General features: G+C 63.1%; 23 protein-coding genes, 1 tRNA gene and 2 pseudogenes. 16 read left to right on the top strand and 10 right to left on the bottom strand.

Annotated elements, in window-relative coordinates:
- The 6 genes and pseudogenes from H290_RS0115545 to der all read left to right on the top strand — a co-directional run bounded on the left by H290_RS0115545 (nucleotide 1) and on the right by der (nucleotide 6,205).
- The gene (locus H290_RS0115545) at nucleotides 1–897 is read left to right on the top strand and encodes a ParA family protein (RefSeq protein WP_020107741.1); all 897 of its coding nucleotides are present in this window, start codon (nucleotides 1–3) and stop codon (nucleotides 895–897) included.
- On the top strand, nucleotides 898–1,737 hold the full coding sequence (locus tag H290_RS0115540) for a ScpA family protein (protein ID WP_020107740.1): 840 nt from the start codon (nucleotides 898–900) through the stop codon (nucleotides 1,735–1,737). It begins immediately after the preceding gene.
- A complete protein-coding gene (gene scpB / locus H290_RS0115535; protein WP_020107739.1) occupies nucleotides 1,730–2,524 on the top strand; it encodes an SMC-Scp complex subunit ScpB in 795 nt (264 codons plus the stop codon). Before H290_RS0115540 ends, scpB begins: the two co-directional genes overlap by 8 nt.
- A 479-nt stretch (nucleotides 2,525–3,003) precedes the next feature.
- Nucleotides 3,004–4,101: pseudogene (locus H290_RS31665) on the top strand (pseudouridine synthase); the annotation flags it as partial.
- Between the two features lie 11 nt (nucleotides 4,102–4,112).
- Entirely contained in the window at nucleotides 4,113–4,781 is a 669-nt protein-coding gene (cmk, locus tag H290_RS0115525) for a (d)CMP kinase (RefSeq protein WP_028463244.1), read from the top strand.
- Nucleotides 4,778–6,205 (top strand): ribosome biogenesis GTPase Der, encoded by a 1,428-nt coding sequence (gene der, locus H290_RS0115520; protein ID WP_028463243.1) that lies wholly within the window; start codon nucleotides 4,778–4,780, stop codon nucleotides 6,203–6,205. The genes cmk and der overlap by 4 nt, the downstream gene beginning before the upstream one ends.
- 59 nt (nucleotides 6,206–6,264) lie before the next feature.
- On the opposite strand, the gene H290_RS28695 is transcribed toward der, so the two are convergent.
- The 3 genes from H290_RS28695 to H290_RS28690 all read right to left on the bottom strand — a co-directional run bounded on the left by H290_RS28695 (nucleotide 6,265) and on the right by H290_RS28690 (nucleotide 8,704).
- Complete coding sequence (locus tag H290_RS28695) at nucleotides 6,265–7,833, bottom strand: HNH endonuclease signature motif containing protein (protein WP_051122060.1); 1,569 nt, start codon at nucleotides 7,831–7,833, stop codon at nucleotides 6,265–6,267.
- 68 nt (nucleotides 7,834–7,901) lie between these two features.
- Nucleotides 7,902–8,252 (bottom strand): DUF4180 domain-containing protein, encoded by a 351-nt coding sequence (locus tag H290_RS0115510; protein WP_020107735.1) that lies wholly within the window; start codon nucleotides 8,250–8,252, stop codon nucleotides 7,902–7,904.
- On the bottom strand, nucleotides 8,249–8,704 hold the full coding sequence (locus tag H290_RS28690) for a helix-turn-helix domain-containing protein (RefSeq protein WP_020107734.1): 456 nt from the start codon (nucleotides 8,702–8,704) through the stop codon (nucleotides 8,249–8,251). Before H290_RS28690 ends, H290_RS0115510 begins: the two co-directional genes overlap by 4 nt.
- Before the next feature lie 191 nt (nucleotides 8,705–8,895).
- Between H290_RS28690 and H290_RS0115500 the strand changes: the two genes are divergently transcribed.
- Nucleotides 8,896–8,969, top strand: a tRNA-Pro gene (locus H290_RS0115500).
- Between the two features lie 105 nt (nucleotides 8,970–9,074).
- On the opposite strand, the gene H290_RS0115495 is transcribed toward H290_RS0115500, so the two are convergent.
- Together H290_RS0115495 and H290_RS0115490 are read right to left on the bottom strand one after the other, a co-directional pair.
- Complete coding sequence (locus tag H290_RS0115495; RefSeq protein ID WP_020107733.1) at nucleotides 9,075–9,452, bottom strand: hypothetical protein; 378 nt, start codon at nucleotides 9,450–9,452, stop codon at nucleotides 9,075–9,077.
- Nucleotides 9,453–9,519: 67 nt separating this feature from the next.
- Nucleotides 9,520–10,329 (bottom strand): SGNH/GDSL hydrolase family protein, encoded by an 810-nt coding sequence (locus H290_RS0115490; RefSeq protein ID WP_020107732.1) that lies wholly within the window; start codon nucleotides 10,327–10,329, stop codon nucleotides 9,520–9,522.
- 667 nt (nucleotides 10,330–10,996) lie between these two features.
- Between H290_RS0115490 and H290_RS0115480 the strand changes: the two genes are divergently transcribed.
- Nucleotides 10,997–11,758 carry a class I SAM-dependent methyltransferase gene (locus H290_RS0115480; RefSeq protein WP_020107730.1) on the top strand — a complete coding sequence of 254 codons (762 nt, stop codon included), beginning with the start codon at nucleotides 10,997–10,999 and terminating at the stop codon, nucleotides 11,756–11,758.
- Nucleotides 11,759–11,786: 28 nt separating this feature from the next.
- On the opposite strand, the gene rox is transcribed toward H290_RS0115480, so the two are convergent.
- On the bottom strand, nucleotides 11,787–13,217 hold the full coding sequence (gene rox / locus H290_RS0115475) for a rifampin monooxygenase (RefSeq protein ID WP_020107729.1): 1,431 nt from the start codon (nucleotides 13,215–13,217) through the stop codon (nucleotides 11,787–11,789).
- A gap of 115 nt (nucleotides 13,218–13,332) precedes the next feature.
- Here rox and idi point away from each other — a divergent pair, with 115 nt between their 5' ends.
- The 3 genes from idi (at nucleotide 13,333) to crtI (ending at nucleotide 16,461) form a co-directional block, all read left to right on the top strand.
- Complete coding sequence (gene idi / locus H290_RS0115470) at nucleotides 13,333–13,872, top strand: isopentenyl-diphosphate Delta-isomerase (RefSeq protein ID WP_020107728.1); 540 nt, start codon at nucleotides 13,333–13,335, stop codon at nucleotides 13,870–13,872.
- Between the two features lie 79 nt (nucleotides 13,873–13,951).
- The gene (locus H290_RS0115465) at nucleotides 13,952–14,869 is read left to right on the top strand and encodes a phytoene/squalene synthase family protein (RefSeq protein WP_028463241.1); all 918 of its coding nucleotides are present in this window, start codon (nucleotides 13,952–13,954) and stop codon (nucleotides 14,867–14,869) included.
- Entirely contained in the window at nucleotides 14,866–16,461 is a 1,596-nt protein-coding gene (gene crtI / locus H290_RS0115460) for a phytoene desaturase family protein (RefSeq protein WP_020107726.1), read from the top strand. Before H290_RS0115465 ends, crtI begins: the two co-directional genes overlap by 4 nt.
- Nucleotides 16,462–16,473: 12 nt before the next feature.
- On the opposite strand, the gene H290_RS0115455 is transcribed toward crtI, so the two are convergent.
- From H290_RS0115455 to H290_RS0115445, 3 genes are all read right to left on the bottom strand, one after another.
- Entirely contained in the window at nucleotides 16,474–17,589 is a 1,116-nt protein-coding gene (locus H290_RS0115455; RefSeq protein ID WP_020107725.1) for a polyprenyl synthetase family protein, read from the bottom strand.
- Nucleotides 17,590–17,806: 217 nt separating this feature from the next.
- Nucleotides 17,807–18,190: an SHOCT domain-containing protein gene (locus tag H290_RS0115450; RefSeq protein WP_020107724.1), complete on the bottom strand. Its 384-nt coding sequence runs from the start codon at nucleotides 18,188–18,190 to the stop codon at nucleotides 17,807–17,809.
- A 198-nt stretch (nucleotides 18,191–18,388) separates the two neighbouring features.
- Nucleotides 18,389–19,468 carry an AI-2E family transporter gene (locus H290_RS0115445; protein WP_020107722.1) on the bottom strand — a complete coding sequence of 360 codons (1,080 nt, stop codon included), beginning with the start codon at nucleotides 19,466–19,468 and terminating at the stop codon, nucleotides 18,389–18,391.
- Between the two features lie 183 nt (nucleotides 19,469–19,651).
- On the opposite strand from H290_RS0115445, the gene H290_RS0115440 reads away from it, so the two are divergent.
- The 4 genes from H290_RS0115440 to H290_RS0115425 are packed head-to-tail and all read left to right on the top strand — an operon-like array spanning nucleotide 19,652 to nucleotide 22,218.
- Nucleotides 19,652–20,920, top strand: a complete 1,269-nt coding sequence (locus H290_RS0115440) for an MFS transporter (protein ID WP_020107721.1) — start codon at nucleotides 19,652–19,654, stop codon at nucleotides 20,918–20,920.
- Nucleotides 20,917–21,294, top strand: a complete 378-nt coding sequence (locus H290_RS0115435) for a helix-turn-helix domain-containing protein (RefSeq protein ID WP_020107720.1) — start codon at nucleotides 20,917–20,919, stop codon at nucleotides 21,292–21,294. Before H290_RS0115440 ends, H290_RS0115435 begins: the two co-directional genes overlap by 4 nt.
- 58 nt (nucleotides 21,295–21,352) lie before the next feature.
- Nucleotides 21,353–21,802 (top strand): helix-turn-helix transcriptional regulator, encoded by a 450-nt coding sequence (locus H290_RS0115430; protein ID WP_020107719.1) that lies wholly within the window; start codon nucleotides 21,353–21,355, stop codon nucleotides 21,800–21,802.
- Nucleotides 21,803–21,807: 5 nt separating this feature from the next.
- On the top strand, nucleotides 21,808–22,218 hold the full coding sequence (locus tag H290_RS0115425; protein ID WP_028463240.1) for a VOC family protein: 411 nt from the start codon (nucleotides 21,808–21,810) through the stop codon (nucleotides 22,216–22,218).
- Between the two features lie 24 nt (nucleotides 22,219–22,242).
- Here H290_RS0115425 and H290_RS28685 read toward each other — a convergent pair.
- A pseudogene (locus H290_RS28685) lies at nucleotides 22,243–23,173 on the bottom strand (ATP-binding protein); the annotation flags it as partial.
- Between the two features lie 214 nt (nucleotides 23,174–23,387).
- Between H290_RS28685 and H290_RS0115415 the strand changes: the two are divergent.
- The gene (locus tag H290_RS0115415) at nucleotides 23,388–25,772 is read left to right on the top strand and encodes an excinuclease ABC subunit UvrA (protein WP_020107717.1); all 2,385 of its coding nucleotides are present in this window, start codon (nucleotides 23,388–23,390) and stop codon (nucleotides 25,770–25,772) included.
- Nucleotides 25,773–25,813 lie beyond the last annotated feature (41 nt).

Below are 25,813 nucleotides of genomic sequence, written 5' to 3'. Positions count from 1 at the left end.
ATGCTCTCGACGCCGCACCGCGGCACCGAGGAATTCGACCGCGAAAAGCCCAGCGCACCCGGAGAGCTCGGGCCGACCGGTCGTGAGCTGCGTCCGGTCCCCGAACCGTTGCCGCTCGATCGGCACGGTCCCGCCACGGTGGTCGCTGTCTGCAATCAAAAGGGTGGCGTCGGTAAAACCACATCGACCATCAACCTGGGTGCGGCCCTGGCCGAGTGCGGTCGTCGGGTACTGCTTGTCGATCTCGACCCCCAAGGTGCGTTGTCCGCGGGTCTCGGAGTGCCCCACCACGAACTCGATCTGACCGTTCACAACATGCTGGTCCCGCCTCAGGTCTCTGCGGACGACGTCCTGATGCGGACGCGGGTCGACGGCATGGACCTGTTGCCGTCCAACATCGACCTGTCGGCAGCCGAGATCCAGCTGGTCAACGAGGTGGGCCGCGAGCACACACTCGGACGTGCGCTGCATCCGCTGCTCGACCGCTACGACTACGTCCTCATCGATTGCCAGCCGTCGCTGGGGTTGCTCACCGTCAACGCGCTTGCCTGCGCCGACACCGTTGTGATCCCGATGGAGTGCGAGTACTTCAGCCTGCGCGGTCTGGCGTTGCTCAACGACACCATCGACAAGGTCCGCGACCGACTCAACCCCCGGCTGACGCTCGGCGGAATCCTGGTCACGATGTTCGACGCCCGCACCCTGCATTCCCGAGAGGTGATGCAGCGCGTCGTCGAGGTCTTCGGAGACAAGGTCTACGACACCGTCATCAGCCGGACCGTGCGGTTCCCGGAAACCAGTGTCGCCGGTGAACCCATCACCTCGTGGGCACCGAAATCAGGCGGCGCCAGGGCATATCGGGCGCTGGCTCGCGAAGTCATTTACCGCACGCGCTAGATGACCGAGCCGCAGTCACCGACGCCGACGCCGGAACCCGAGGTTGTCGGGAAGTCGCGGTTTCAGGTCAAGCTGACCAACTTCGAGGGCCCGTTCGATCTGCTGCTCAACCTCATCGGCCAGCATCGGCTCGACGTCACCGAGGTGGCGTTGCATGAGGTGACCGACGACTTCATCGCGTACACCAAAGCACTCGGTGCCGAGATGGAACTCGATCAGACCACGGAGTTCCTGGTGGTGGCCGCGACATTGCTCGACCTCAAAGCGGCCAGGCTGCTGCCCTCTGGTGAAGTCGAGAACGACGAGGATCTGGCGCTGCTCGAAGCCCGAGACCTCCTGTTTGCGCGTCTCCTCCAGTACCGGGCCTACAAGCAGGTCGCGATGTTATTCGCGGAGCTGGAAGCGGCAGCGCTGCAACGCTATCCGCGCGGGGTATCGCTGGAACCGCGGTTCGAGTCGTTGCTTCCGGAGGTGACCATCGGCGTGAGTCCGGCGGTGTTCGCCGAGGTGGCGGTGTCGGCGATGACCCCCAAACCGGTCCCCAAGGTGGGGCTCGGGCACTTGCACATCGAGAAGGTGTCGGTACCCCAGCACGCGGTGCGGGTGGGGGAGATCTTGCGGAACGCCGGAGCGGGCGCCTGGGTCAGCTTCACCGACCTGGTCGTCGAATGCGAGAACGGCCTCGAGGTGGTCGCGCGGTTCTTGGCACTGTTGGAGTTGTACCGCGAACGGGCTGTCGCCTTCGAGCAGCCCGAGGCCCTCGGATCGTTGTTGGTGAGCTGGACGGGCGAGCTCGAAGACGCTCAGGTGATTGTCGAGAAGGGCGAGGACTATGGCTGATGACACGCCGGCTGACGAGACGCCGGCTGGAGAGACGCACGAGGTTCCTGGGACGGACACCGACGAGGTGACCGACGTGCGGGCCGACGCTCTGTTCGAAGACGACGCCGACAGTGACGCGTCGGACGCCGACCTCCCGGTGGAAGACCTCCTCGCGGACGACGAACTTCGTTCGGCGCTCGAAGCGATGCTGCTCGTCACCGATACACCGGCTGCCACCGACCAACTGGCGTCCGTGCTGGAAGAAAAGGCATCGCGGGTCGAGGCGATGTTGCGGCAAATGTCGAATGAACTGACCGACCGCAACAGCGGCATGGACCTTCGCTATGCCGGTGACGGCTGGCGGCTCTACACGCGCAATGAGTACGCGCCGTATGTCGAGCGACTTCTCCTCGACGGTGCCCGGACCAAACTGACCAGAGCCGCGCTCGAAACCCTGGCCGTGGTGGCCTACCGGCAACCGGTCAGCAGGTCGCGGGTGAGTGCGGTGCGTGGGGTCAACGTGGACGGTGTTGTACGCACCTTGCTGGCTCGTGGGTTGATCGCCGAAGTCGGAACCGACCCGGATTCGGGTGCAGTGACGTACGGCACGACGGAACTATTTTTGGAACGTCTGGGGTTGGCTTCTTTGGGCGAGCTACCGGATCTCGCGCCGTTGCTCCCCGACGTGGACGTCATCGATGCCCTCGGAGATGAGCTACACCGCGACCCGCGATTCGCCAAACTGGCAGGTAACCCGTCAGACTTGAAGAACAAAACCAACAACATCACCGTTGATGACGACTGATCCGCGTGCTGCGGACCGATCGATTCAATGGGAATTAGGGATAGAGAATGGCACCCGCTAGCCGAGACGGCAGACCGGACAGAGACAAAAACAAAGGCAATAGGCGCACACCGCGTGAGGACGGACATTCGTTCGACAACCGCGACGCCAAGCCCTATTCAGAGCGCGGAGGCCGGCCGACCGGAGAGCGCGGAGGCAGGCCGACCGGAGAGCGCGGAGGCAGGCCGACCGGAGAGCGCGGAGGCAGGCCGACCAGTGATCGTGGTGGACGCCCCAGTGCTGAACGTGGTGGACGTCCCGCGAGTGATCGTGGTGGACGTCCCAGCGTCGAGCGTGGCGGCAGGCCGACCGGCGAACGCGGCGGACGCCCCAGCGGCGAGCGTGGCGGCAGGCCGACCGGCGAACGCGGCGGACGCCCCAGCAGCGAACGCGGTGGCCGGCCCACCGGAGATCGTCGCGAATACTCATCCGGCGACCGCCGCGAGCATTCGTCCGGCGACCGCCGCGAATACTCATCCGGCGACCGCCGCGGAAACCCGTCCCACGATCGTGGCTCCCGCCCCACCGGAGAACATGCCGATCGGCCGACCGGAGACCGTTCGACGAAACCGGGTGGAAAGCCGACTGGTGGCAAGCCCGCTGGTGGCAAGCCCGCTGGTGGAAAGCCCACGAAGGGTGCAGCAGAGGCGCGTTTCAAGAAGACTCACCGCAAGGGCTTCAATCCCGAGCGCGGACCGCGTTCGGCACCGGATGTCAAGAGCGGTCAGGTTCGTCTGAACAACGCCAAGCCGGCACGCGACCAGAATCCGCTTGACGCCGCCAATGACGGGGCAACGTATGTCGAGGGCGGATTGCGCCTGCAGAAGGTGCTGGCTCAGGCCGGCGTGGCTTCGCGACGCGGCGCCGAGGAACTGATCGCTGCCGGCCGTGTTGAGGTCGACGGTGAGATCGTCCTAGAGCAGGGTCTGCGCATCAACCCGGAGACCGCAGTGGTCCGGGTTGACGGCCTCCGCGTGGTCATCAACGAGGAGCATCAGTACCTCGCCTTGAACAAGCCGAAGGGCTGGCAGTCGACGATGTCCGACGAGTTCGGACGTCCGTGCATCGGTGACCTGGTCGCCGAGCGGGTCATGTCCGGGCAACGGCTCTTTCACGTCGGACGTCTCGACGCCGACACCGAAGGCTTGATTCTGCTGACCAACGACGGTGAGCTGGCGCATCGCCTGATGCACCCGTCGTTCGAGGTTCCCAAGACGTACATGGTGACCGTGAAGGGCGAAGTCCATCGCAACCTGGGTCGCACCCTGCGCGATGGCATCGAACTCGATGACGGTCCGGCAAAAGTTGACAAGTTCGCATTGCTGGACGTCAACCAGGGCATCTCGTTGCTGCGTCTGACGCTGCACGAAGGCCGCAAGCGCATCGTCCGTCGTCTTCTCGCCGAGGCAGGCTACCCGGTTATTCGCCTGGTACGCACCGACATTGGCGCTGTCAACGTCGGTGAACAGCGTCCCGGAACCTTGCGGGTCATGGGCAACGATGAGGTCGGCGCGCTCTACAAGGCGGTGGGAATGTGACCACGCTTGGTGTGATCGCCATCGATGGTCCGGCGGGAACCGGTAAATCGAGTGTGTCGCGCCGCGTGGCCGCCGCGTTGGGTGCCAACTACATCGACACCGGAGCCATGTATCGGGTTGCGACCCTGCGTGCACTGCGGGCCGGTGTGGCATTGGACGATCCGGAAGCGATCGACAAAGCCACTGAAGGCGTGCGTATCTCGGTCACCAACGATGCTGAGAAGCAGGTCGTGCTGATGGACGACGACGACGTCTCTGACGAGATTCGACGCGACGAGGTCACTCGCGCGGTATCGGCCGTGTCGGCTGTGCCCGCCGTGCGTGCTCGTCTGGTGCAGGCCCAGCGTGATCAAGCGCAGACCGGGCTCAGCGTGCTCGAGGGCCGCGACATCGGAACCGTTGTGTTCCCCGATGCCGAGCTCAAGGTGTACCTGACCGCGACGCCGGAGGCTCGCGCGCAGCGGCGACATGAACAGAACATCGCCGCAGGTATGGACAGTGATTACCAGACGGTGCTCGCGGACGTGATCCGCCGGGACCATCTGGATTCGACACGGTCGACGTCGCCCTTGCGACCGGCCGATGATGCAGTACAGGTCGACACCACAGACCTGGGCATCGAAGAGGTGATCGCCAAGCTGGTCGAGTTGGCGCGCAACCGGATTGGGGTAGAGGCATGAGTGACAACTTTGATGGGGCGGCAATTTCGTCCGACGGAATGTGGACGGACGAATCCGACTTCGAGCTCGTGGAGCTCGCCGACCTCGGGGTCGATGGTGCGCCGTTGGCGGTGCCCACCGTTGCGATCGTCGGACGCCCGAACGTGGGCAAGTCGTCGCTGGTGAACCGAATCCTGGGACGCCGCGAAGCGGTGGTCGAGGACATCCCCGGTGTGACCCGTGACCGCGTCTCGTACGAGGCATCGTGGGCCGGACGTCGATTCATGGTGCAGGACACCGGTGGTTGGGAACCCGACGCCAAGGGCCTGCAGCAGTCCGTGGCCCGCCAGGCCGAGATTGCGATGAAGACCGCCGACGCAATCGTGTTGGTTGTCGACACGACCGTGGGCGCCACGGCCACCGATGAAGCAGTCGCCAAGGTCTTGCGTCGCTCGAAGACTCCGGTCTTGTTGGCCGCCAACAAGGTTGACGACGAGCGGCTGGAAGCGGAAGCTGCGTCGCTGTGGTCGCTGGGTCTGGGGGAACCGTTCACGGTGTCCGCCGCCCACGGTCGCGGTACCGGTGATCTGCTCGACCGGATCCTCGAAGCACTACCCGAAACGCCGCGTGAATCCACTCTGACGGGTGGCCCGCGTCGAGTTGCGTTGGTGGGCAAGCCCAATGTGGGCAAGAGCTCGCTGATGAACAAGCTCACCGGTGAAGACCGAGCTGTGGTCGACAACGTCGCCGGCACGACCGTCGACCCTGTCGATGAACTCGTCGAACTCGGTGGACGGGTGTGGAACTTCGTCGACACCGCAGGTTTGCGCAAGAAGGTGTCGCAGTCGAGCGGTCATGAGTTCTACGCGTCGTTGCGTACCCGGTCGGCCATCGAGGCCGCCGAGGTCGCGGTGCTGCTGATCGATGCGTCGGAGCCGATCACCGAGCAGGACCAGCGTGTTCTGACGATGATCATCGAGGCCGGCCGCGCATTGGTGATTGCGTTCAACAAGTGGGACCTCGTCGATGAGGATCGCCGGCTGCAGTTGGCCAAGGAAGTCGACCGCGACCTGTCGCGGGTGCCCTGGGCGCGCACGGTCAACATTTCGGCGCATACCGGTCGGGCAGTGGCAAAGCTTGTGCCCGCACTGGATACGTCGTTGGCATCGTGGGACAAGCGAGTGTCGACGGGGCAGCTCAACACCTGGCTCAAGGAAGTCATCGCCGAGACTCCGCCGCCGATGCGTGGTGGACGCCTGCCGCGGGTGATGTTCGCGACCCAGGCAGCTACTCGGCCGCCGACGTTTGTCTTCTTCACTACGGGCTTCCTGGAGGCCGGTTACCGTCGGTTCTTGGAGCGAAAACTGCGCGAGGCCTTCAACTTCGACGGCTCGCCGGTTCGGGTGAACGTCCGAGTGCGCGAGAAGCGCGAGCGTAAGAAGTAGCAGCAACAGTCAGTGTGCGACCTGCCCCGATCAACAACAGTTGGTCGGGGCAGGTTCGTTCAGGCAGCGTGATACTTGGCACGGCGCCATCCGAAGTCGACCTTGTACACCGGTGCCTCGGCTGCCTTCTTCTCGAATGCCGCGCGGGCGCGTTGTTTGAACCATTCGGCGTCGGCGTCGCTGTCCGGGTTCCACATCTCCGGATTCGTGAAGTAATTCTCCGGGAAGTGAGTGTTGTTGGGCCGCGGCGGATCCAGGGTTCCGCGTTGGCGCCACCCGACCCGACCCTGCCAGCCGGGTGGGCCGGTGCCGTCGTTGATGATCTCGGTGATCCAGCCGGTGTCGCCGTCGTGGATGTGGCCGTGATCGGGTCCGCAGACCAGGGTCAGGACGGTGATGTCGGTGCGTCCACCTTTGGAGTACTCGACCATGTGATGGACCGCTGTTTCCGTCGCGGGCGCATCACAGCCGGGCCGGGAGCAGCCCCGTTCGGCGGCGATCAGCGCCAGGCGTTGATACGCGGTCGCCAAACGTTTTTCACGACCCAGGAACAGGGGGCGATGTTTGTCGTCGAGCAGTGCCAGGAACTTACGACTCACACCGGCCAGGCGCAGGGCATCGCGGACCGGCACCACGCCACCGGAGGCGGTGGTCGCCAGACCGGCTTCGGCCTCGAGTTGCTCCAGGGTCATCGTGACGATCACCTGAGCCGGTAGCCCACGGTGCTGACCGAGGATGCCTTGACCGACCACCATTTCCATCAACCGTTTGAACGCGTCATGATTGCGTTGTCCTGGCGTGCGGGTGTCGCGCTTGGCTGCGGCCTTGAGCGTTTCGGCGTCCGCTTTGTCGGCACTTCCGGTAGGTGAGTCCGGATCGTCCGGGTTGTTCATTCCTTGCGCGGCCCATTTCGCGGCCACGATGTCCCACAACGCTTTGGTCGTCGGATCCAAAGTGCCTTTGATCCCCGCCATATGGTCGGCACCCTGCTTGGACACTTTCAGGTCGCGTTTTTGCGCCCGGTCGACGTCATCGAACTCACCATCCGGGTTCAGGTACGCATCCAGATGCAGACCCACCCTTTTCAACTCGTCCGGATCCATCGTCCGGGCGGCTTCGGCCATCAGGCGTTCACCCTCGGACCACGACGCCAGGTCACTACGAATAGTGCCCGGCAGCGCCCGCAGCACTTCATCGATCACGTTGTAGTGGGCGATCCCGATCGCACCGTCCCGCAACGCCAGCCAAGTCGTGGGATACACCGGCGACGTGATCTCACCTGATGGTGTGTGCCATTCACCCACGCGTTCAGCGCGTTTCGACCGCGCACTGGCCTGGGTCGCCGAGATGCGTAGCTGGTGACGCAAGAACTTGTTGTGCTTGAGACCCTGCTTCGCGGCCACCGACCGCTCCCGCAACTCCACCGCTATCCGGACCTTCACGGCTTCATCACGACGGCTCTGCATCTCCACAACTTGCGCGAGTTCGACGGTTTCTTTGTCCGACAACATCGCCAGCGATACATCAACGAGTCTGCGGGACAATGTCTCCCGGACAGCAACGATCTCCTCCGCATCAAGAGCCATGCCCTCGATACGGTCGATCAGATCTGCCACCCCCGAACCCATGGAATATTTCTATCAGCACCCTAAGACAAATCCGTTACCAGCGGTTTTTGCGTCAAACCTGGCTCACGTCAGCCGATCCGAGCGTGTACGTCATCGATCGATTCGATGAACCACACGTGGCGGCCGCGATTGGATTCGCGCACAAAGGCTGCCAACGATTCGCTGCGCGCGATCTCGATCGAAATGTCTCCGATGATCGCGATCACGATTTGGTAGGTCACCATCTTCTGCAAATACTCGCCCGCGACACCGGTGCGGAGGTCCAGGAAGCCGTCAGGCAGTCGAGTGAGGGGTATGATCACAGCCGCCACCCGTCGGCCCCACGTGGCTCCGACGGCGTCCAGGGCGGCGATGGACTCTCCGGTCTCGCCGTAGACCATCAGTTCTTCGCCGTTCGAGGTTTGCTGGAATGTAGTCACGAGAAATTCCCTCCTTCGGTGATGTCGCGGAGCAGAGTGAGTACGTCGGTGGTATCGCTGATGCTGCCCTGTGCAATGACTTTCAACGATCGGCGGGTCCGGTCTGGCGCTGCGGTGAGGCGTAGGGGAGTGACGCCACTCCGTCCACCCACCGCGCCGTTGAGCACTGTGATGATGCGGTCGGAGTCGTCGGCGCCGATGTTGTCGAAGTCGATGACAACGGTGCTGTGTGCGGTCAGGCCGCCCTCGGTCTGCGGCGCTGGAATCTGGACGGTCGGGTTGGGCTCAACACCCGTCACAAATGCCTCCAGGTCTGGTCTCGTGATCCGGTACTGCTTGCCCACCCGTGCGGCGCGTAGGCGTCCATCGCGGATGTATGCGCGGATGGTCCGCACATGGAGCCCGAGTTCGTCGGCCACCTCTTCGGCGGATAGGAAATTCGCAGTGGTCACAATAGGGAAATATACGTGATTATAGGGAAGTATGCGGAAGGATTGCGTATCCGGCGGGGAGAGACGTGGTGAACGTCTGCGAGCGCCCGTTTGCCGCCTGTGTCGTGTGCAAATTGGGCTTCTACCAGCCGATTTTCGTTGGGGGTGGTGCCTGAGGTAATCTCATTCAGCACCCTTCGCAGGGAGTGCCACGGGCTGTGGCGCAGCTTGGTAGCGTACTTGACTGGGGGTCAAGTGGTCGCAGGTTCAAATCCTGTCAGCCCGACAAAGAAAAGCCTGGTCAGAGATCATCTGACCAGGCTTTTTTGGTTCTGCGATGGTATCCGGTGCTGTCGCGTAGTCGCGGGTGATCGGGCGACAGAACCGCTGCTCAGGGTTGTTCGATCGGCACGCAATCGTGCAGGCAGTTCGGGTTCGTCGACGGCGACTCCGCAGTCGCCTTCCGGTGCAGCACCGCGCGCGTCGGAACAACCTCCAGCGTTTCGGCGGAGAGGCGGGCCGTGCCATCGACGATCAACGTGTAGCCCCCGGGTTCGCGCGGTGGCCAGATGACCGTGACGTCGCCGTGGCTCGACACGTTGGTGCGTGTGGTTCGTCCGATCGTGCCGAGGTCGAGGGCGCCATCGGCGAGCACCGGGTCCACGGCGACGGTATGCGCGCGGAAGTCGTCGCCGACGGTCACCAGATACGCAAAGGCGAAGTCGGCAAGGGTATCGGCCAGCTGATCGAGATCTACCTTGACGCTCATGACGCCATTCTATGTTCGCCGTCGCTGTCGACCCAACGGCCGCATTTCCGCGGGCACCGACAATCCGCTAACCCAGCTTGACCGGGCCCAGCGCCGAATTGATCGCCGCCGTGTATGCCTTGTAGCCGTTGATGTTTGGGTGGAAGGGAGCCGGATCGAACGGCCCCAGGATCCAGGCAGCCGGCGCGTTGACGCCGTGGCCGTCGAAGCGCGACGCGACGTCGACGAATTGGAAGCCGGCCCTGTCCGCCGCAGCCTTGATCATGGTGTTGAGCAGGTTGGCGCCGGCGTTGAGCGCGTCTTGCTCGTCAGGGGACGCACCGAGGAAGGCGCCGAACTTCGGCGAGAAGAGCCGCGGGTAGCCGGTCACCACCACGTGCGCGTTCGGCGCCGCCGCGGAGACCTGGGCGTAGACCGTGTCGAGCAGGACTGGCAGTTGGTTCGTGATGCGAGCGCTGACAAGTGCGGTGGCGCCGGCGCACTGCGCGTCGGTGCCACCGAGGCAGGCGGTCACCGCCTGCGACCAGCCGATGTCGTTTCCGCCGATGGTGAGCGTGACCAGGTCTGTGTCGGCGTCGAGTGCGGTGAGCTGTCCGCCCGAGACCAGCGAGACTGTGGTGGCACCGGCGCACGCGACGAAATCATCGAGCGCGATCTTCTGCCGGCCGTCGAGCTGAACGGCGTATGCCGAGGACGAGCGACCGCAGGGCCCGTAGGGCGGCACGCCGTAACCGGACGCGTAAGAGTCTCCTAGCGCGTCGTACACCGCGTCCGGTGGTGGAGCGGCAGTGGCCGTCGGCGACGCGATGGTCCCACCGATTAGGAGGAGGAGCACGAGGAGGAAGGCGGACGACCATGTCCGAAGGTAGTGCATCATAGTGTGACCATAGTCACACTTATGCTCGGTGCGCCAGCATCGCTTCGAATGCCATCGCCGCCGGAGGGCAGGTCGCACGACATCGATGCGCGAGTGCACGGGAAAGCGGTAGGGCGAGCAGGCTCTTCGAGCACTGGCCATTCATCCGGTCGCCGTAGCGCGAACGCTTGAAATCCCTCAAAAGCCCTCTCGCGCTTGGGCGAAATGGCTCAAGCGTTTGCGGCAAGCGATACCGTCGTCGTACGCCGCCCGCTTCTCGATCAAGCGGCTCCAAGAGGGTCGAACCAGCCAAGGGGCAACAGATGAACAAGAAGATGACTACGATTCTCTGTGGCTCAGCAGTCGGGTTTGCGTTGCTGGCGACCCCAATCGCCAACGCCGGCCCGGCCACGGGACCCAATTGGGGTCAAACAGTCAAGGAATGCAACTTGAACTCGTGTTACCCGAACGGCGAAAGCCGCGGTGCATTCGTGTCGGGTGTAGCTCAGACCAACCCGAATGGATACGCCACAAACATCCATGACCCGAAGCTGAATGCGACTCCGGGCAACTCCCAGGCCGGTCTGGCGAAGGGGAAGTCACCCTTCTCCTGACCCGTTCGCAACCGGGACGCTATTCGGAACACAACTTCTGTATCAGTCCACCTCGAGTGAGCTAGGTTCGAGCCATGTCATTCGACGTGGCGCCTGACGACTACACCAGGTTCATGGGCCGCTACTCCGAACCTCTGGGTGCATTGTTCGCTGACGCAGCCGGAGTTTCTGGTGGACAGCGTGTTCTCGATGTCGGATGTGGACCGGGTGCCCTGACCAGTCATCTCGTGGCGCGCGTCGGAGTCGACCGTGTGAGCGCAGTCGACCCGTCGTCGTCCTTCGTTGACGGCACGAGAGCAAGGTTTCCGGGTATCGACGCACGCCAGGGCGTAGCCGAGGACTTGCCGTATGAATCCGATTCGTTCGATGTCGCGCTGGCTCAGTTGGTGGTGCATTTCATGACTGATGCCGATCGAGGGGTGGCTGAAATGGCCCGCGTGACCCGGTCGGGCGGCACCGTCGGGGCATGCGTCTGGGATCTCGGACCAAACGAGCGGGGGCCTATTTCGTTGCTGTGGCGGATGGTTCGCGAACTCGACCCCGAAGCCCAAGACGAATCCCAGCTGGCCGGTGTCCGGGAAGACGAGTTGGTGACACTGTTCACCAACGCCGGACTCGGTGATATCGACTCCAGTGAACTCACCGTCCGGGTGGCGTATACGTGTTTCGAAGAATGGTGGGAGCCCAATACGTTCGGTATCGGCCCGGCAGGGATCTACGTCGCCAGTCTTTCACCCGAGCGACGGGCCGCACTGCGTGAGCGCTGTGCCGCGGAACTCCCGGACGGACGGTTCGAACTCGAGGCAACCGCATGGTGTGCGGTGGGCCGGTCCTGACAATCGGTCCTGACAATATTTGGGGCCTTCACTTGTCGACGGCTGTGCCGAACCACCGGGGCAGATGATGAATCAGATCCTGCTGGTCCTCACCGACCCAGGCCACATGGCCGTCGGGCCTCAGTAGGACCGCAGGAACATCCAGTTCGTCGCTCACCTCGACGACGTGTTCGATCCGATCTCCCCAGCCCTCCACCGAGAGTTGAGCAGTCTGGTCGAGCAGTAGCCCACGGCCGCTGTGCATGCGCTCGTAGAGTCGACCGTTCTGCAACACCACGTCGCGCAACCGCCGGCCGAGAAGTTCGTGACCGTCACCGAAGTCGTAGCGGATCCCGGTGGCAGTGATGATCTCGGTGACATGGGTGTTCACCTCATCGAACTCCATCAATTCCGAGAACAGTGCCCGCAGCGCTCTGGAGCCGGGATCGGTTGCCATGAGCGCCATCTGGGCGCGGGTATTCCGCAAAACTCGAGCACCCACCGGATGCCGTTCGGTGTGGTAACTGTCCAGCAGGCCGCTTGGTGCCCACCCGGCGATCTCGGCGGCCAATTTCCATCCGAGGTTGAATGAGTCCTGGATGCCGAGGTTGAGGCCCTGTCCACCGGTGGGCGGATGGATGTGCGCGGCGTCGCCGGCCAACAGCACGCGGCCGACCCGGTAGCGCTCGGCTTGTCGGGTGGCGTCGCCGAATCTGGACAACCAGCGTGGTGAGTGCACACCGAAGTCGGTACCGGCGGTCGCTATCAGTTGCTGTCTGAACTCGTCCATCGTCGGCGGGTCCCTGCGGTCGTCGGAGACTCCTGCCGCGGGAACGACGACGCGGTAGAAGCCGTCACCGAGCGGCATGGCGCCGAACCGCAGCTGGATCTTCCTGACCTCCGCCGTCACGGCGTTCAGCACGTCGGGTCCTGCAGTCAGCCTCATCTCGCCCAATAGTGTGTCTGCGCTGGAAGGTTCGCCGGGAAAACCGACGCCGATGAGCTTTCGTATCGTGCTGCGTCCACCATCGCAGCCGACGACATATCTCGAGCGCATTGAATTGCCGTCGGCCAATTCGACAGTCACTGCGTCGTCGTCCTGGTTCAGTCCGACCAGCTCACATCCGCGCCGGATTTCGGCGCCGAGATCGGTGGCGCGTTCGGCCAGCAGCCGGTCGGTCACGGGCTGCGGGATCCCGAGGACGTATGGGTGCGTGGTGTCGAGGTGCTCGGGTGGAGGTTTCGGGATGGCGGCAAAGAACCCGCCGACCGGATACTGCTGACCGAGCTTCAGAAACTGTTCGAGCGCACCGCGCTGATCAAGGATCTCGATGCTGCGCGCATGAAGGCCAAGTGCGCGAACAACCTTCGTGGGCTCAGGTTCCTTCTCCACGACCACCGTGTGCACACCGTGCAGGCGCAACTCGGCGGCCAGCATCAAGCCCGTCGGTCCGCCCCCGGCGATGATCACATCAATCATGAATCCCCTTCGACCACCAATGGAGCGGGTTCAGTCATCATGTTAGACATCCGCGGCGCCATCGGTTCCGAACCTGAGGTGACTGAAATACGCACCCCGAGCGAACGAGGTATGCATGACCGACGATCTGGTGGTCTTGGCCGACTCCGATGGGCGACCGTGTGGAACCGCCGACCGGACGACAGTGCACACCACGGACACACCCCTGCACTTTGCGTTTTCCTGCCATCTGGTCGACGCCGACCGCCTCCTGATGACGCGACGGGCGTTGAGCAAGCGCACGTGGCCCGGTGTGTGGACCAACTCGTTCTGTGGCCATCCACGCCCCGGTGAATCGGTCGAGGATGCCATTCACCGATATGCGGGGCGTGAGCTGGGTATCGACATTCAGGGACTGCGGTGTGTGCTTCCGGACTTCCGCTACCGAGCGATCGACGCCAGTGGTGTGGTCGAGAACGAGATCTGCCCGGTGTACGTCGCGAGTCCGGTCGGAGTGCTGCATCCGGATCCCGACGAGGTTGCGGAATACGCCTGGTCCGACATTTCCGATGTGTGGGCGCTCGCTGAACGCACTCCCTGGGCAGTGAGCCCCTGGTTCGTTGAACAGGTCCGCTCATTGCCGGGACCAGATCCATACGGACTTGCTGCCTCGTGAGCCCCATCCGGATCGCCTGCCGGCCCGAATAGAGGGCAGTAGGTGACCGAGGCAGGCGAACCGAGGGTGAGGACTGGTCATGGTACAAACACGGAGGCGCGCAGACGCCTTGCAGCCCTATCTGCGGTACGACGCGGCGGCAGACGCCAGTGCAGCGTTGGTGATCCGTTGGTACTCATCATCTTTCGGTCTCGCGACGCGGATGCTCGGCGGGCAGGTCCGCCAAGATGTGTGCAACATCTACGCGTTGGTACGGGTGGCCGACGAGGTCGTAGACGCACCTCGGCCCGGTCAGGGCAGCGTTGACCGGTTGATCGAACTCGACAAGCTCGAACAAGAGACATATACGACGTTGGAGACCGGGTCGAGCACGAACCTTGTTGTTCACGCGTTCGCACGCAGTGCGCGTCGGGTCGGTATCGGAGAAGAACTGATCGCTCCTTTCTTCGCGGCGATGCGCACCGACCTCCGGCGCACCGACCATGACTTTGCGAGCCTCGCGGCCTACATCTATGGCTCTGCCGAGGTGGTCGGCCTGATGTGCCTGCGTGCCTTCGTCGCCGGTGAGGCGAACCCGTCGCAACGCTACGACGAGCTCGCTCAAGGGGCCGCGCGACTCGGCGCGGCGTTTCAAAAGATCAACTTTCTGCGAGATTTCGGCGACGACAGCGACGGACTCGGGCGGCGCTACCTCGTCGGACTCCAGCCGGATGACCTCGATGACGTGATCTGGAACAACTGGCTCGATGACATCGAAATGGACCTGGATGCGGCCGCCGAGGCCATTCCCCAACTACCGCGCAACTGCCGTGTGGCAGTGTGCACCGCCCACGATCTGTTCGCCGAACTGACTCGCCGTCTGCGGGCGACTGCGCCCGCCGAGGTGCGGTACTGCAGAGTGCGTGTGCCCACGCCAGAGAAAGTACGCATCGCTGCCTCGGCCGCACTTCGCCGCGGTCGACCTCTCAATGTCGACAAGGGGCACCACCTGCCGTGACGGCCGCACCGAAAAAAGTAGTCATCATCGGCGGTGGTGTTGCCGGGTTGGCGACTGCCGCCCTACTCGCGCACGACGGACACGATGTCGACCTGGTCGAGAAGAACGACGACCTCGGTGGGCGCGCCGGCTCGTGGGCACACGAGGGATTCCGCTTCGACACCGGTCCTTCCTGGTGGTTGATGCCGGACGTGTTCGACCACTTCTTCGAACTGCTGGGAACCTCGACAGCGGAACAGGTCAACCTGGTCCGGCTCGAACCGGGATATCGCGTGTTCTTCGAAGGTGTGGACGAGCAGATCGACATCGTGGGTGACGAACAACGCAATCGCGCAGTGTTCGAAAGTGTTGAGCCGGGCGCGGGTTCGGCATTGAGCGCCTACCTCGACTCCGCTCGCGAGGCATACGACGTCGCCGTCAGGCACTTCCTGTACACCAGTTTCGACTCTCCTCGCGCTTTTCTCAATCGTGAGGTGCTGCGCAACGCTCCGACCCTGGCGGTGTTGCTGACCCGATCCCTGGAAAAGTTTGTCTCGCAACGGTTTTCCGACCGTCGACTGAAACAGGTGCTCGGCTATCCCGCGGTATTCCTCGGCTCATCGCCGGAGCGCACTCCGGCGATCTATCACCTGATGAGCTGGCTCGACCTGGCCGACGGGGTCCGCTATCCCGATGGCGGCTTCACCACGTTTGTCGACGCGTTGTCCAGGCTCGCAACAGAACACGGTGTCCGGGTACACGCCGGAACGTCGGCGACCGAGATCCTGACTCGTCCGCGACGTGGAGGTCGTGGCAACGGTCGTCACCTCGGGCGTCGGCGCAATGAGGTTGTCGGGGTCAGGGTGCACGATCGCCGTGGCACCGAACGCATCATCGCCGCCGACATCGTAGTCGGGGCCGCGGACCTGCACCACGTTGAGACCCGACTGCTGCCGAGAGATCTGCAGACGTTTCCCCAACAATGGTGGGACAAGGCAACATCGGGGCCCGGCGCGGTCCTGGCATATCTCGGCGTGCGTGGCGATTTGCCTGAACTGTCCCATCATTCGCTGTTCTTCGCCGAGAACTGGACGACCAACTTCGATGCAATCTTCGAAACACCAACCCACATACCCGATCCGGCATCGTTGTACGTGTGTCGGCCGTCGGCGACGGACGACTCGGTGGCACCGGCCGATCACGAGAACATCTTCATCTTGGTGCCGGTGCCCCCGGACCCGGACCTCGGGCACGGAGGAATGGACGGCACCGGTGATCCCGACATCGAGAAGGTCGTCGACCGCGCGATCGCGACGGTGGCGCAGTGGGCCCGAATCCCGGATCTTGCCGAGCGGATCGTGGTCCGCCGCACCGTGGGACCGGCCGACTTCGTCGACGACGTCAACTCGTGGTCGGGTGGTGCGCTCGGACCGGCACACACGTTGCGCCAGAGCGCATTTCTTCGCGCCACCAACCGGTCGCGGAAAGTCGAGGGCCTGTATTACGCCGGATCGAGCACGCGTCCGGGGATCGGCCTGCCGATGTGCCTCATCAGCGCCGAACTGATCCGCAAGAGACTGCGGGGCGACCGGTCGGTGGGACCGTCCACCTGAGTCACTCGGCCGTCACGATGTGCGCGACACGCATCGTTCGACCAGACCGGTCAACGCGGTCCGGGTGATCTCATCGACGGGCAGCGACTCCACGATCCGTAGCGCTTCGGCGGTCAGCTCGCCGATCCTCTCCTCGATGGCCTGGTCGGCGCCGGTTGCGATGAGCACGGACCGGAGCGCCTCGACTTCCGCATCCTCAACCGCGGGGTTACCCAGACAATGTGCGAGTAGTTCCCGTTGCGACCGGTTGGCCCGTGATTCGGCCTCGGCCATCAACAGGGTGCGTTTGCCTTCGCGGATGTCGTCGTTCGCCGGCTTCCCGGTGACCAGGGGATTGCCGAAGACACCCAGGAGGTCGTCGCGGAGCTGGAATGCCTCACCGGCGGTCAGTCCGATCTGGTCGTAGAGATGCAGGAGTGCGCCGTCAGCTCGCGCGATGGTGCCGCCGAGGCGGAGCGGATGGCTGATGGTGTACTTGGCGCTCTTCAGTCGGAGGATGAGGTCGGTGCGGGACCGGGACGTGGTGGCCTCGGTTTGACTGAGCATGTCCAGATACTGGCCCGCGTAGGCCTCGTCGCGCATCTGCGTCCACATGGCCCGGACCGCACGACGCGAGTGGAGGTCGAGGTCGTCCGTCGCCATGGCGGCCAGATCGTCGGACCAGGACAGGCACATGTCGCCGACGAGAATTGCGACCGCCGAACCATGATTGTTGCTGTCTCCCAAACGTTGCTCTCGGACGTGTTCATCGGTGAACTGCCGATGCATGGTGGGGAGCCCGCGACGGGTGTCGCTGTTGTCCATGATGTCGTCGTGGATCAGTGCTGCGAAGTGGAAGAGTTCGATCGCTGCGGCCATCTCCGGGATCCCTGTCACCAGATCACCACCGCTCGCGCCGTAGGCGCCCCACAGACAAAACTGTGCCCGGATCCGCTTTCCGCGCGCGAGGGTGTCCGTGATCGCGGTGGTCATGGGAGCGACTTCGGGGCTCAAACCACGCAAGAAGTCAGAGTGTTCGGCCACGTGAGCGGTCAGAACATCGTTCACAACCGCAATGGTCTTGCGCTGGCGTCGGCGGACAAGATCGTCCACGATCGGAGCCTCGGTCTGTTGCATGATCGACTGCATGTGGCGTTCTCCGTGTCCGGGCGTCAGTTCAGCTGTTACTGGGTGCACTGAACGTTCGGAACAGATCGTGGGTTCGGATGGGTGCAGACCACGATGGAGATGGCGACAGTGATGTCGGACCGACTGCTTGGGCGCAACGACGTATGGGCGCCGCCACCATGAACATGAGTTCAAGGTGGCGACGCCCATACCGGCCGGTGAATTGCCGGCGAAATCCTTAGGAGCTCAGCGCCTTGGCTTTGAGTTGTTCGAATTCGGCGTCGGTGATCGTTCCGTCGGTGTGCAGTGCCTTGGCAGCTGCGATTTGATCAGTCGCCGAAGCACCGGCCACCTGGCGGATGTACGTGTCGGACTGTTCCTTCGCCACCTTCTGTGCTTCCACGGTGCGCTCTGCCATCCCGCGGCCCCGTGCGATGAGGTAAACGAAAAGTGTGATGTACGGCACGATGATGAGGAAGAAGATCCAAACACCCTTGAGCCACCCTGATGTGCTGCGATCACGGAAGAGATCGGCAAGCACATAGAACAGGATCATCAGGTACGCCACGAAGGCGAAGATCACAATCGAATACCAGATGAAGTCCCAAAACGAATCCCACATTGATGAATCTCTCTTCTCAGTTGTTGGCAGACCCGACGGGATGGATGGCAGATCCGTCGGATGATGCTTCGAAAATGTGTCGCTCCGAGGAGTTTGCACTACTCGCCCAGTGTGCGCAGTGTGAATTGCAGATGTTCCTGCACACGAGATGACGGCGACGCCAACAGATCCTACGGCGAGGGCATCGTCAGCGGTTGGTCAGGTCTGATCGGCCGGTGGTTTGCTGTTCAGGAAGATGTCGGCCCACCGGGTTGCCGGGTCGATGTCGACGAGGAACGCCTTCGCCATCAGCGTCAACGGAACCGCGAGTATCGCGCCGAGTGGACCGAGCACCCACGTCCAGAAGATCAGCGACAGAAATGTGAGTGTCACCGACAGTCCAACGGCGTCGCCGACGAACTTGGGTTGGATCACTGACTGGATGACCACGTTGAGGACGCAGTAGACCGCGATCACCGCGAGCATCAGTTCCGGTCCGCCTTCGAGGAGACCGAGCAGAGCGGGCGGAATCAGACCCAGAACGAAGCCGATGTTCGGGATGTAGTTGGTGATGAAGGAGAGCGCCCCCCACAGGAGTGGCAACGGAACGCCCAAGGCCCACAGTGCCGCAGTGTCGAGGACGGCGACGATCAGACCGAACACGGTCGTCACGACCAGGTAGCGGCGGGTACCTGTGGCGAACGACGATACTGCAGAGGCGATATCGGCCCGCGATTGTCGGAGTGACTCGAGCCGAGGTGAGTAAGACATCCCATCGACGGCCATGAACAGCAGCAACGTCACAATGAAGACGAGGTTTGTGATCTTGCCCAGAAAGCCCTTGACGAGGTCTTCGACGAATCCGAAAACCTTGGTCGAATCCACGTCCGCGAGCATGTTGTTCACCTGATCGGGGTGCACCCCACCGGCCTGCAGCGCGTCTTTGGCATTTGCCACCAGGTCGTTGAACTCGTCGGTGTACGTGGGCAGCAGGTCCGCGAGCTGTGAGATCGAGACCACCAAGGACCCGACGAGCGCGAAGACCACTGCGTAGACGGTTATCAACGCCACGATGAGCGCCAGAATGCGTGGCATCCCTTTGCTTCGCAGCCAGTCCGGCAAAGGATGAACAGCCACCGTCAACATCAGGGCCAGCATGACCGGGGCGACGATCTCGGCGAACGACTTGATTCCGGCAACGGTGACGATCAAACCGGCCGTCCCCAACAACACGATCACTCCGCGGGGTAGCAACCAGGCGGGGGGTAGACCGATGTTGTCATTGGTGGTGCGTGGCATTGGCGGCTCTCCCTCGACCGGAACAGCGCAAACCTATAACAACTCCTGTCACACCAGCACGGTTGGGCAGCTTTTCGTCAACGAATCGACGTTGTCTGTTCAGCGTGTCGACTCACTGAAGTTGGTATAGTTGCGCAAGTACGCACGTATTGGTGTTGCCGATGCCGGGCGAGGCGGTCGAATGTGTTTGAAGTCTTGGCAGTACGGACGTTTCGCACGCTGTTCGCTGCGCAGGTGGTCGCCCTGCTGGGCACGGGTTTACTGACGGTCGCCCTCGGTTTGCTGGCGTACGACGTGGCCGGCGGCGGTGCCGGTGCCGTGTTGGGGACCGCTCTGGCGATAAAGATGGTCGCCTACGTCTTCGGTGCGCCGGTGATGTCCGTGGTCACGGCCAGGGTTCCACGCCGGACCCTGTTGGTTTCTGCTGATGGCGTGCGGGCTGCGATCGCGGCACTGCTCCCGTTTGTCGATCAACCGTGGCAGATCTATGTCCTGATTTTTGTTTTGCAGGCGGCATCGGCGACGTTCACGCCGGCGTTCCAGTCGATAATTCCGTCGGTGTTGCCCAGGGAACGGGACTACACACGGGCGTTGTCGTTGTCGCGGTTGGCATATGACCTGGAATCGTTGGCGAGTCCGGTGCTCGCGGCGATGTTGTTGACGGTGATCAGCTACAACTCACTGTTCGTGGGCACGGCACTTGGATTCGTACTGTCGGCCGGTCTGGTGGCCACCACGATTCTTCCGCGGGTGCCGGTGCCGGACTCGTCGGGATCGATGGTGCAAAGGATTGCCCTGGGGTCGCGAATCATGTTGGCAGATCCGGTCTTACGTGCATTGTTGGCATTGAACATGGCGGTGGCCGGCGCGTCGGCGGTCGTCCTGGTGAACACGATTGTCTATGTGCCCGGGCTCCTCGGTGGTTCCAGCGCAGGAATAGCGCTTGCGCTGGCCTGCTTCGGCGCCGGATCGATGGCGGCGGCGCTCTGGGTACCCCGACTGTTGAACACGTATGCGGAGCGACAGGTGATGCTGTGTGGCGCGGCGACGTTGCCGGTGGGTTTGGGAGTGACTGTGCTGCTGTTGGTCTCATCGCCCGCGATGGCGGTCGGATGGACGGTTCTCGGCACCGCGTGGGTGCTGTTGGGTGCCGGTACTTCGCTGGTGAACACTCCGGCGGCACGATTGATTCGCGATGGGTCGACGCAGCAGGACCGGCCGCAGGTCTTCGCAGCCCAGTTCTCGTTGTCGCACGCGTGTTTTCTGCTGACCTACTTGATCGCGGGCTGGGTAGGAGCACAGGTGAGTCAGGTCGCTGCCGCAGTTGCGCTGACCGTGATCGCTACACTTGCCACCACTGTCGCCGCACTGACGTGGCCGACGGCGGTGATCCGGAGCGGGGCGTGGAATCCTGCCCCGCGCACGCAGTGGCACGGAGCGAGAGGACGATGACTGCGATGGCCAAGAAATCGTCGGCAGCACAGGGTCTTCCAGCAAGCCTGGCGCATCCGGTTGCTCCGGATCAGGCCCGACTCGATGCCGCGACCAGTACCTTTCGCATGCTCTCTGACCCAACTCGTCTGCACATCTTGTGGTTGTTGACCCACGGTGAGGCCGACGTCACGGCCCTCATCGAGTCCTGCGGAGCATCGCGCACGGCGGTCAGCCAGCATCTGGCGAAGCTGCGGTTCACCGGGTTGGTCGACACCCGCAAGGACGGCCGACGTGTCATCTACCGGATCCGCGATGGTCACCTGGCCCGTCTTGTCGGCGAAGGTATCAACCACGCCGATCACGTCGTCACCGGCGAGCCCCCTCACGAGTAGATACGCCGACAGGTCATTGGTCTCGACCCGCGAGTGTGTGCGTGGCACGATTGGACGCGTGACCAGCGCGCCGAACCACACGCAGAAGCTCACCGACCTTGCTCTGCTGCGCCGCGTTCGCGACCGTATCGACCGCGAGCATGCGCAGCCGTTGAATGTGGGAGAACTCGCGCGCGGCGTGAACATGTCAGCCGGTCATCTCAGCCGTGAGTTCAAGCGGGCTTACGGCGAATCGCCGTACTCGTACTTGATGACCCGACGGATCGAGCGTGCGATGGCGCTGCTGCGCCGCGGGGACATGAGCGTGACCGATGTCTGTTTCCAGGTCGGATGCTCATCGCTCGGCACGTTCAGCACGCGGTTCACGGAGTTGGTCGGCGTGCCGCCGAGCGTCTATCGGCGCGAGGCGGCGAATGCCTCCGCCGGTGTGCCGTCATGTGTGGAAAAACAGGTGACCAGACCGATCAGGAATCGAGAAGCACGTACCGCTTACCCGCAACTAGCGTGAATGCCATGGACATCACCATTCACTCAAGTTTTCTCCCGCACAACGACGCCGAAGCCGCGCTCGCGTTCTACCGCGACACTCTCGGCTTCGAGGTCCGTAACGACGTCGGCTACAACGGCCTGCGCTGGATCACCGTCGGCCCGGTCGGTCAGCCCGAGGTGAACATCGTTCTGGCCCCGCCCGGCGTCGATCCAGGAACGACCGACGAAGAGCGGCGCACCATCGAAGAGATGATGGCCAAAGGCACGTACGCAAGTGTGTTGCTCGCGACAAGAGATCTCGATGCCACCTTCGAAAAGGTGCAGGCCGGCGGCACCGAGATCGTCCAGGAGCCGACCGAACAACCCTACGGAGTTCGTGACTGCGCGTTGCGTGACCCGTCGGGAAACATGGTGCGGATCCAGGAACTGCGCTGAACTCCGGGTGCCGCGCCACCGACTTCAGCTGATGGCGACCGGCATCGGGACCTGGACGTCGGCCCCGCCTTCCTCGGTGATGCGTGCACCCATCTGGGTGAACGTCGGGGTATTGATGAACCCGCCAGCGAACAGCGCCTGTCCTTGCCGGAACTCGGGGGACTCGGCGAGCATGTGTTCGGGCACGAACCCGAACACATCGGCGAGCTCCGCGAGGTCGCGGGGAGCGTTCATGCGCATCAGGCACAGGTTGTCGCACTGGGACAGCACATTCGGGTGAATTTTCGTCGGCCGCTGCGTCGACAGGAGCAACCACAGTCCGAACTTGCGTCCTTCCGCGGCGATCTGGACGATCTGATCGATCAGGGCCTTCTCGACAGCAGAGTTGGCGACCGGCGGACAGATGTTGTGCGCTTCGTCGATGACGATCAGGATCGGACGCCGTTCTTCACGGTGTGCCCACAATTGCTCGAGCACGCTGAGCGCAGCCACTTTTGGCGCTGCGGAGTGCGGGAAGCCGCCGAGGTCGAGGACGGTCGCGCGGGGCCGCGAGGCGACGATGTCGGTGGCCGGTACGGCACCTCGGGACCACAGGTCCCACTCGAGCACCTCCAGGTTTTCGATGCGGGTGGCCAGTCGTTGTTTACCGGGATCACCGGAGTCGCGCAATGAGGTCAGCAACGATTGCTCATCAACGACTCGGGCGGCACCTGCAGCGGCATGCAGCAGGACGTTGTACTCATCGGCATCCGCAATCGGATCGATCTGGAGTACAGCCGCTTTGGCCGCCGACGACAATCCCAGGAACCGTGTTCGAAGCTGCTCACCCTCTTTGTCGATGGAGTGCAGGACCCGAATGTCGGAGTCGGTGATCTTGCGGGCGGCGTCCGGCGGACCCGTCGCGGATGTCCCGCAGGCGGGTGAAATCTGCGTTCGGGTCAAGGATGAGAAGCGGCGTTGTGCCCTTTCTCCAACCGTGTACCGCATCGATATGCCCTTGGGTTCCCTCGTCGAGGTTTCGTAGGACCGACAATGCGGCGTCACCGCAAATACTGTTGGCCTGGGCAGTCGTCGGGCACCATGGTCCATATCCTCACATAGCGCCATCCCCACGTGGTGCCGAACAGTCGCAGCGTCGCTTGACCGCAGAGATGGAGACTTGAACGATCATGGCCACCAGGACGCAAACGGAGACACCGGAATTGCACGTCGCAGACAGCCACGACCTGATCCGCGTGCAGGGCGCGCGGGTCAACAATCTGAAAGACATCAGCGTCGAGATTCCGAAACGCCGGCTGACGGTGTTCACCGGAGTGTCCGGATCGGGCAAGAGTTCGCTCGTGTTCGGCACCATCGCTGCCGAGTCCCAGCGGATGATCAACGAGACCTACAGCGCATTCGTGCAGGGCTTCATGCCGACTCTTGCGAGGCCTGAGGTCGACGTCCTCGATGGGCTGACCACCGCGATCATCGTCGACCAGCAACGGATGGGCGCCGATCCGCGGTCGACGGTCGGCACCGCCACCGATGCATACGCGATGCTGCGAATCCTCTTCAGCCGAATCGGTAAGCCGCACATCGGTTCACCCCAGGCGTTCTCGTTCAACGTTGCCTCGATCTCCGGCGCGGGTGCGGTCACCATCGAGCGTGGTGGCCGCGAGACGAAGGAACGAAAGAGCTTTTCGATCACGGGCGGGATGTGCCCACGGTGTGAGGGCCGCGGATCGGTGTCCGACATCGACCTGACCGCACTGTATGACGAGACGAAGTCACTGAACGAAAGTGCCATTACCATCCCGGGCTACAGCATGACGGGTTGGTACGGCCGAATCTTCCGTGGGTGTGGGTACTTCGATCCGGACAAGCCGATCAGCAAGTTCACCAAGAAGCAGCTGAACGACCTGCTCTACCGGGAGCCGACCCGGATCAAGATCGACGGGATCAACCTCACCTACTCGGGTTTGATCCCGCAGATCCAGAAGTCGTTCCTGTCCAAGGACGTTGACGCGATGCAGCCGCATATCCGGGCGTTCGTAGAGCGAGCAGTCACCTTCGCCATCTGTCCCGACTGCGATGGCACCCGACTCAACGAAGGTGCGCGCTCGTCCAAGATCAACAAAGTCAACATCGCTGACGCCTGTTCCATGCAGATCAGCGACCTCGCCGAGTGGGTGCGTGGCCTCGATGAACCGTCGGTTGCGCCGCTGTTGAGATCAATACAGCGGACGCTCGACTCGTTTGTCGAGATCGGACTCGGATACCTCTCGCTGAATCGGCCGTCGGGCACATTGTCCGGTGGTGAAGCCCAGCGCACCAAGATGATTCGTCATCTCGGGTCATCGCTCACCGACGTCACCTATGTCTTCGACGAGCCGTCGATCGGTTTGCACCCACATGACATCGAGCGGATGAACGCCCTGCTGTTGCATTTGCGGGACAAGGGAAACACGGTGCTGGTGGTCGAGCACAAGCCGGAGACCATCTTCATCGGTGACCACGTGATCGACCTCGGTCCGCGCGCAGGAAGCGAGGGCGGCCAGGTGATGTATGAGGGCACCGTCGAGGGATTGCGGGCCAGCGACACGATCACCGGTCACCACCTCGATGACCGGGCCCAACTCAAATCCGAGGTGCGTACGGGCTCCGGCGTATTGGAGGTGCGCGGTGCCGACACCAACAACTTGCGCAACGTCGATGTAGACATCCCGCTGGGAGTGCTGGTCGTGTTCACCGGTGTGGCGGGTTCGGGTAAGAGTTCACTGATCAATGGATCCGTCGTGGACAAGGAAGGCGTCGTGACGGTCGATCAGGCCGAGATCCGTGGTTCGCGGCGCAGCAACCCGGCGACGTACACCGGACTCCTCGACCCCATCCGTAAGGCATTTGCCAAGGCCAACAAGGTGAAGCCGGCACTGTTCAGTGCGAACTCGGAAGGTGCCTGCCCCAACTGCAAGGGCGCGGGAGTCATCTACTCCGATCTGGCGATGATGGCCGGCGTGGCGACCCTCTGTGAAGAGTGCGAGGGCAAGCGTTTCCAGGCCGCCGTCCTCGACTACCACCTCGGGGGCCGAGATATCAGCCAGGTGCTGGAGATGTCGGTGGCCGAAGCCGAGGAGTTCTTCAACGACGGTGAGTCGAAAATACCTGCGGCACACAAGATTCTGCATCGACTGGTGGATGTCGGGCTCGGCTACATCAAGCTCGGGCAACCGCTCCCGACGTTATCCGGTGGTGAACGGCAGCGGCTCAAGCTGGCCACCCAGATGGCCGGCAAGGGCAGTGTCTATGTGCTCGACGAGCCGACTACCGGTCTGCATCTCGCCGACGTCGAGAACTTGCTCGGTCTGCTCGACCGCCTGGTCGACTCCGGTAAGTCGGTCATCGTCATCGAACACCACCAGGCGGTCATGGCCCACGCCGACTGGATCATCGACCTCGGCCCCGGTGCCGGTCACGCTGGCGGCACGATCGTCTTCGAAGGCCCACCGGCCGACCTCATCGCCGACCGGTCGACGTTGACCGGCCAGCACCTCGCGGCGTACGTGCAGAGTTGAGCGGTCCGCCCTGACCGGCGAGTGCCGGCGTGATTCAATCG

This window comes from Nocardia sp. 348MFTsu5.1 (assembly GCF_000383535.1).
Taxonomy (GTDB): domain Bacteria; phylum Actinomycetota; class Actinomycetes; order Mycobacteriales; family Mycobacteriaceae; genus Williamsia; species Williamsia faeni.
This window is presented reverse-complemented; position numbering and strand designations above follow the sequence as displayed.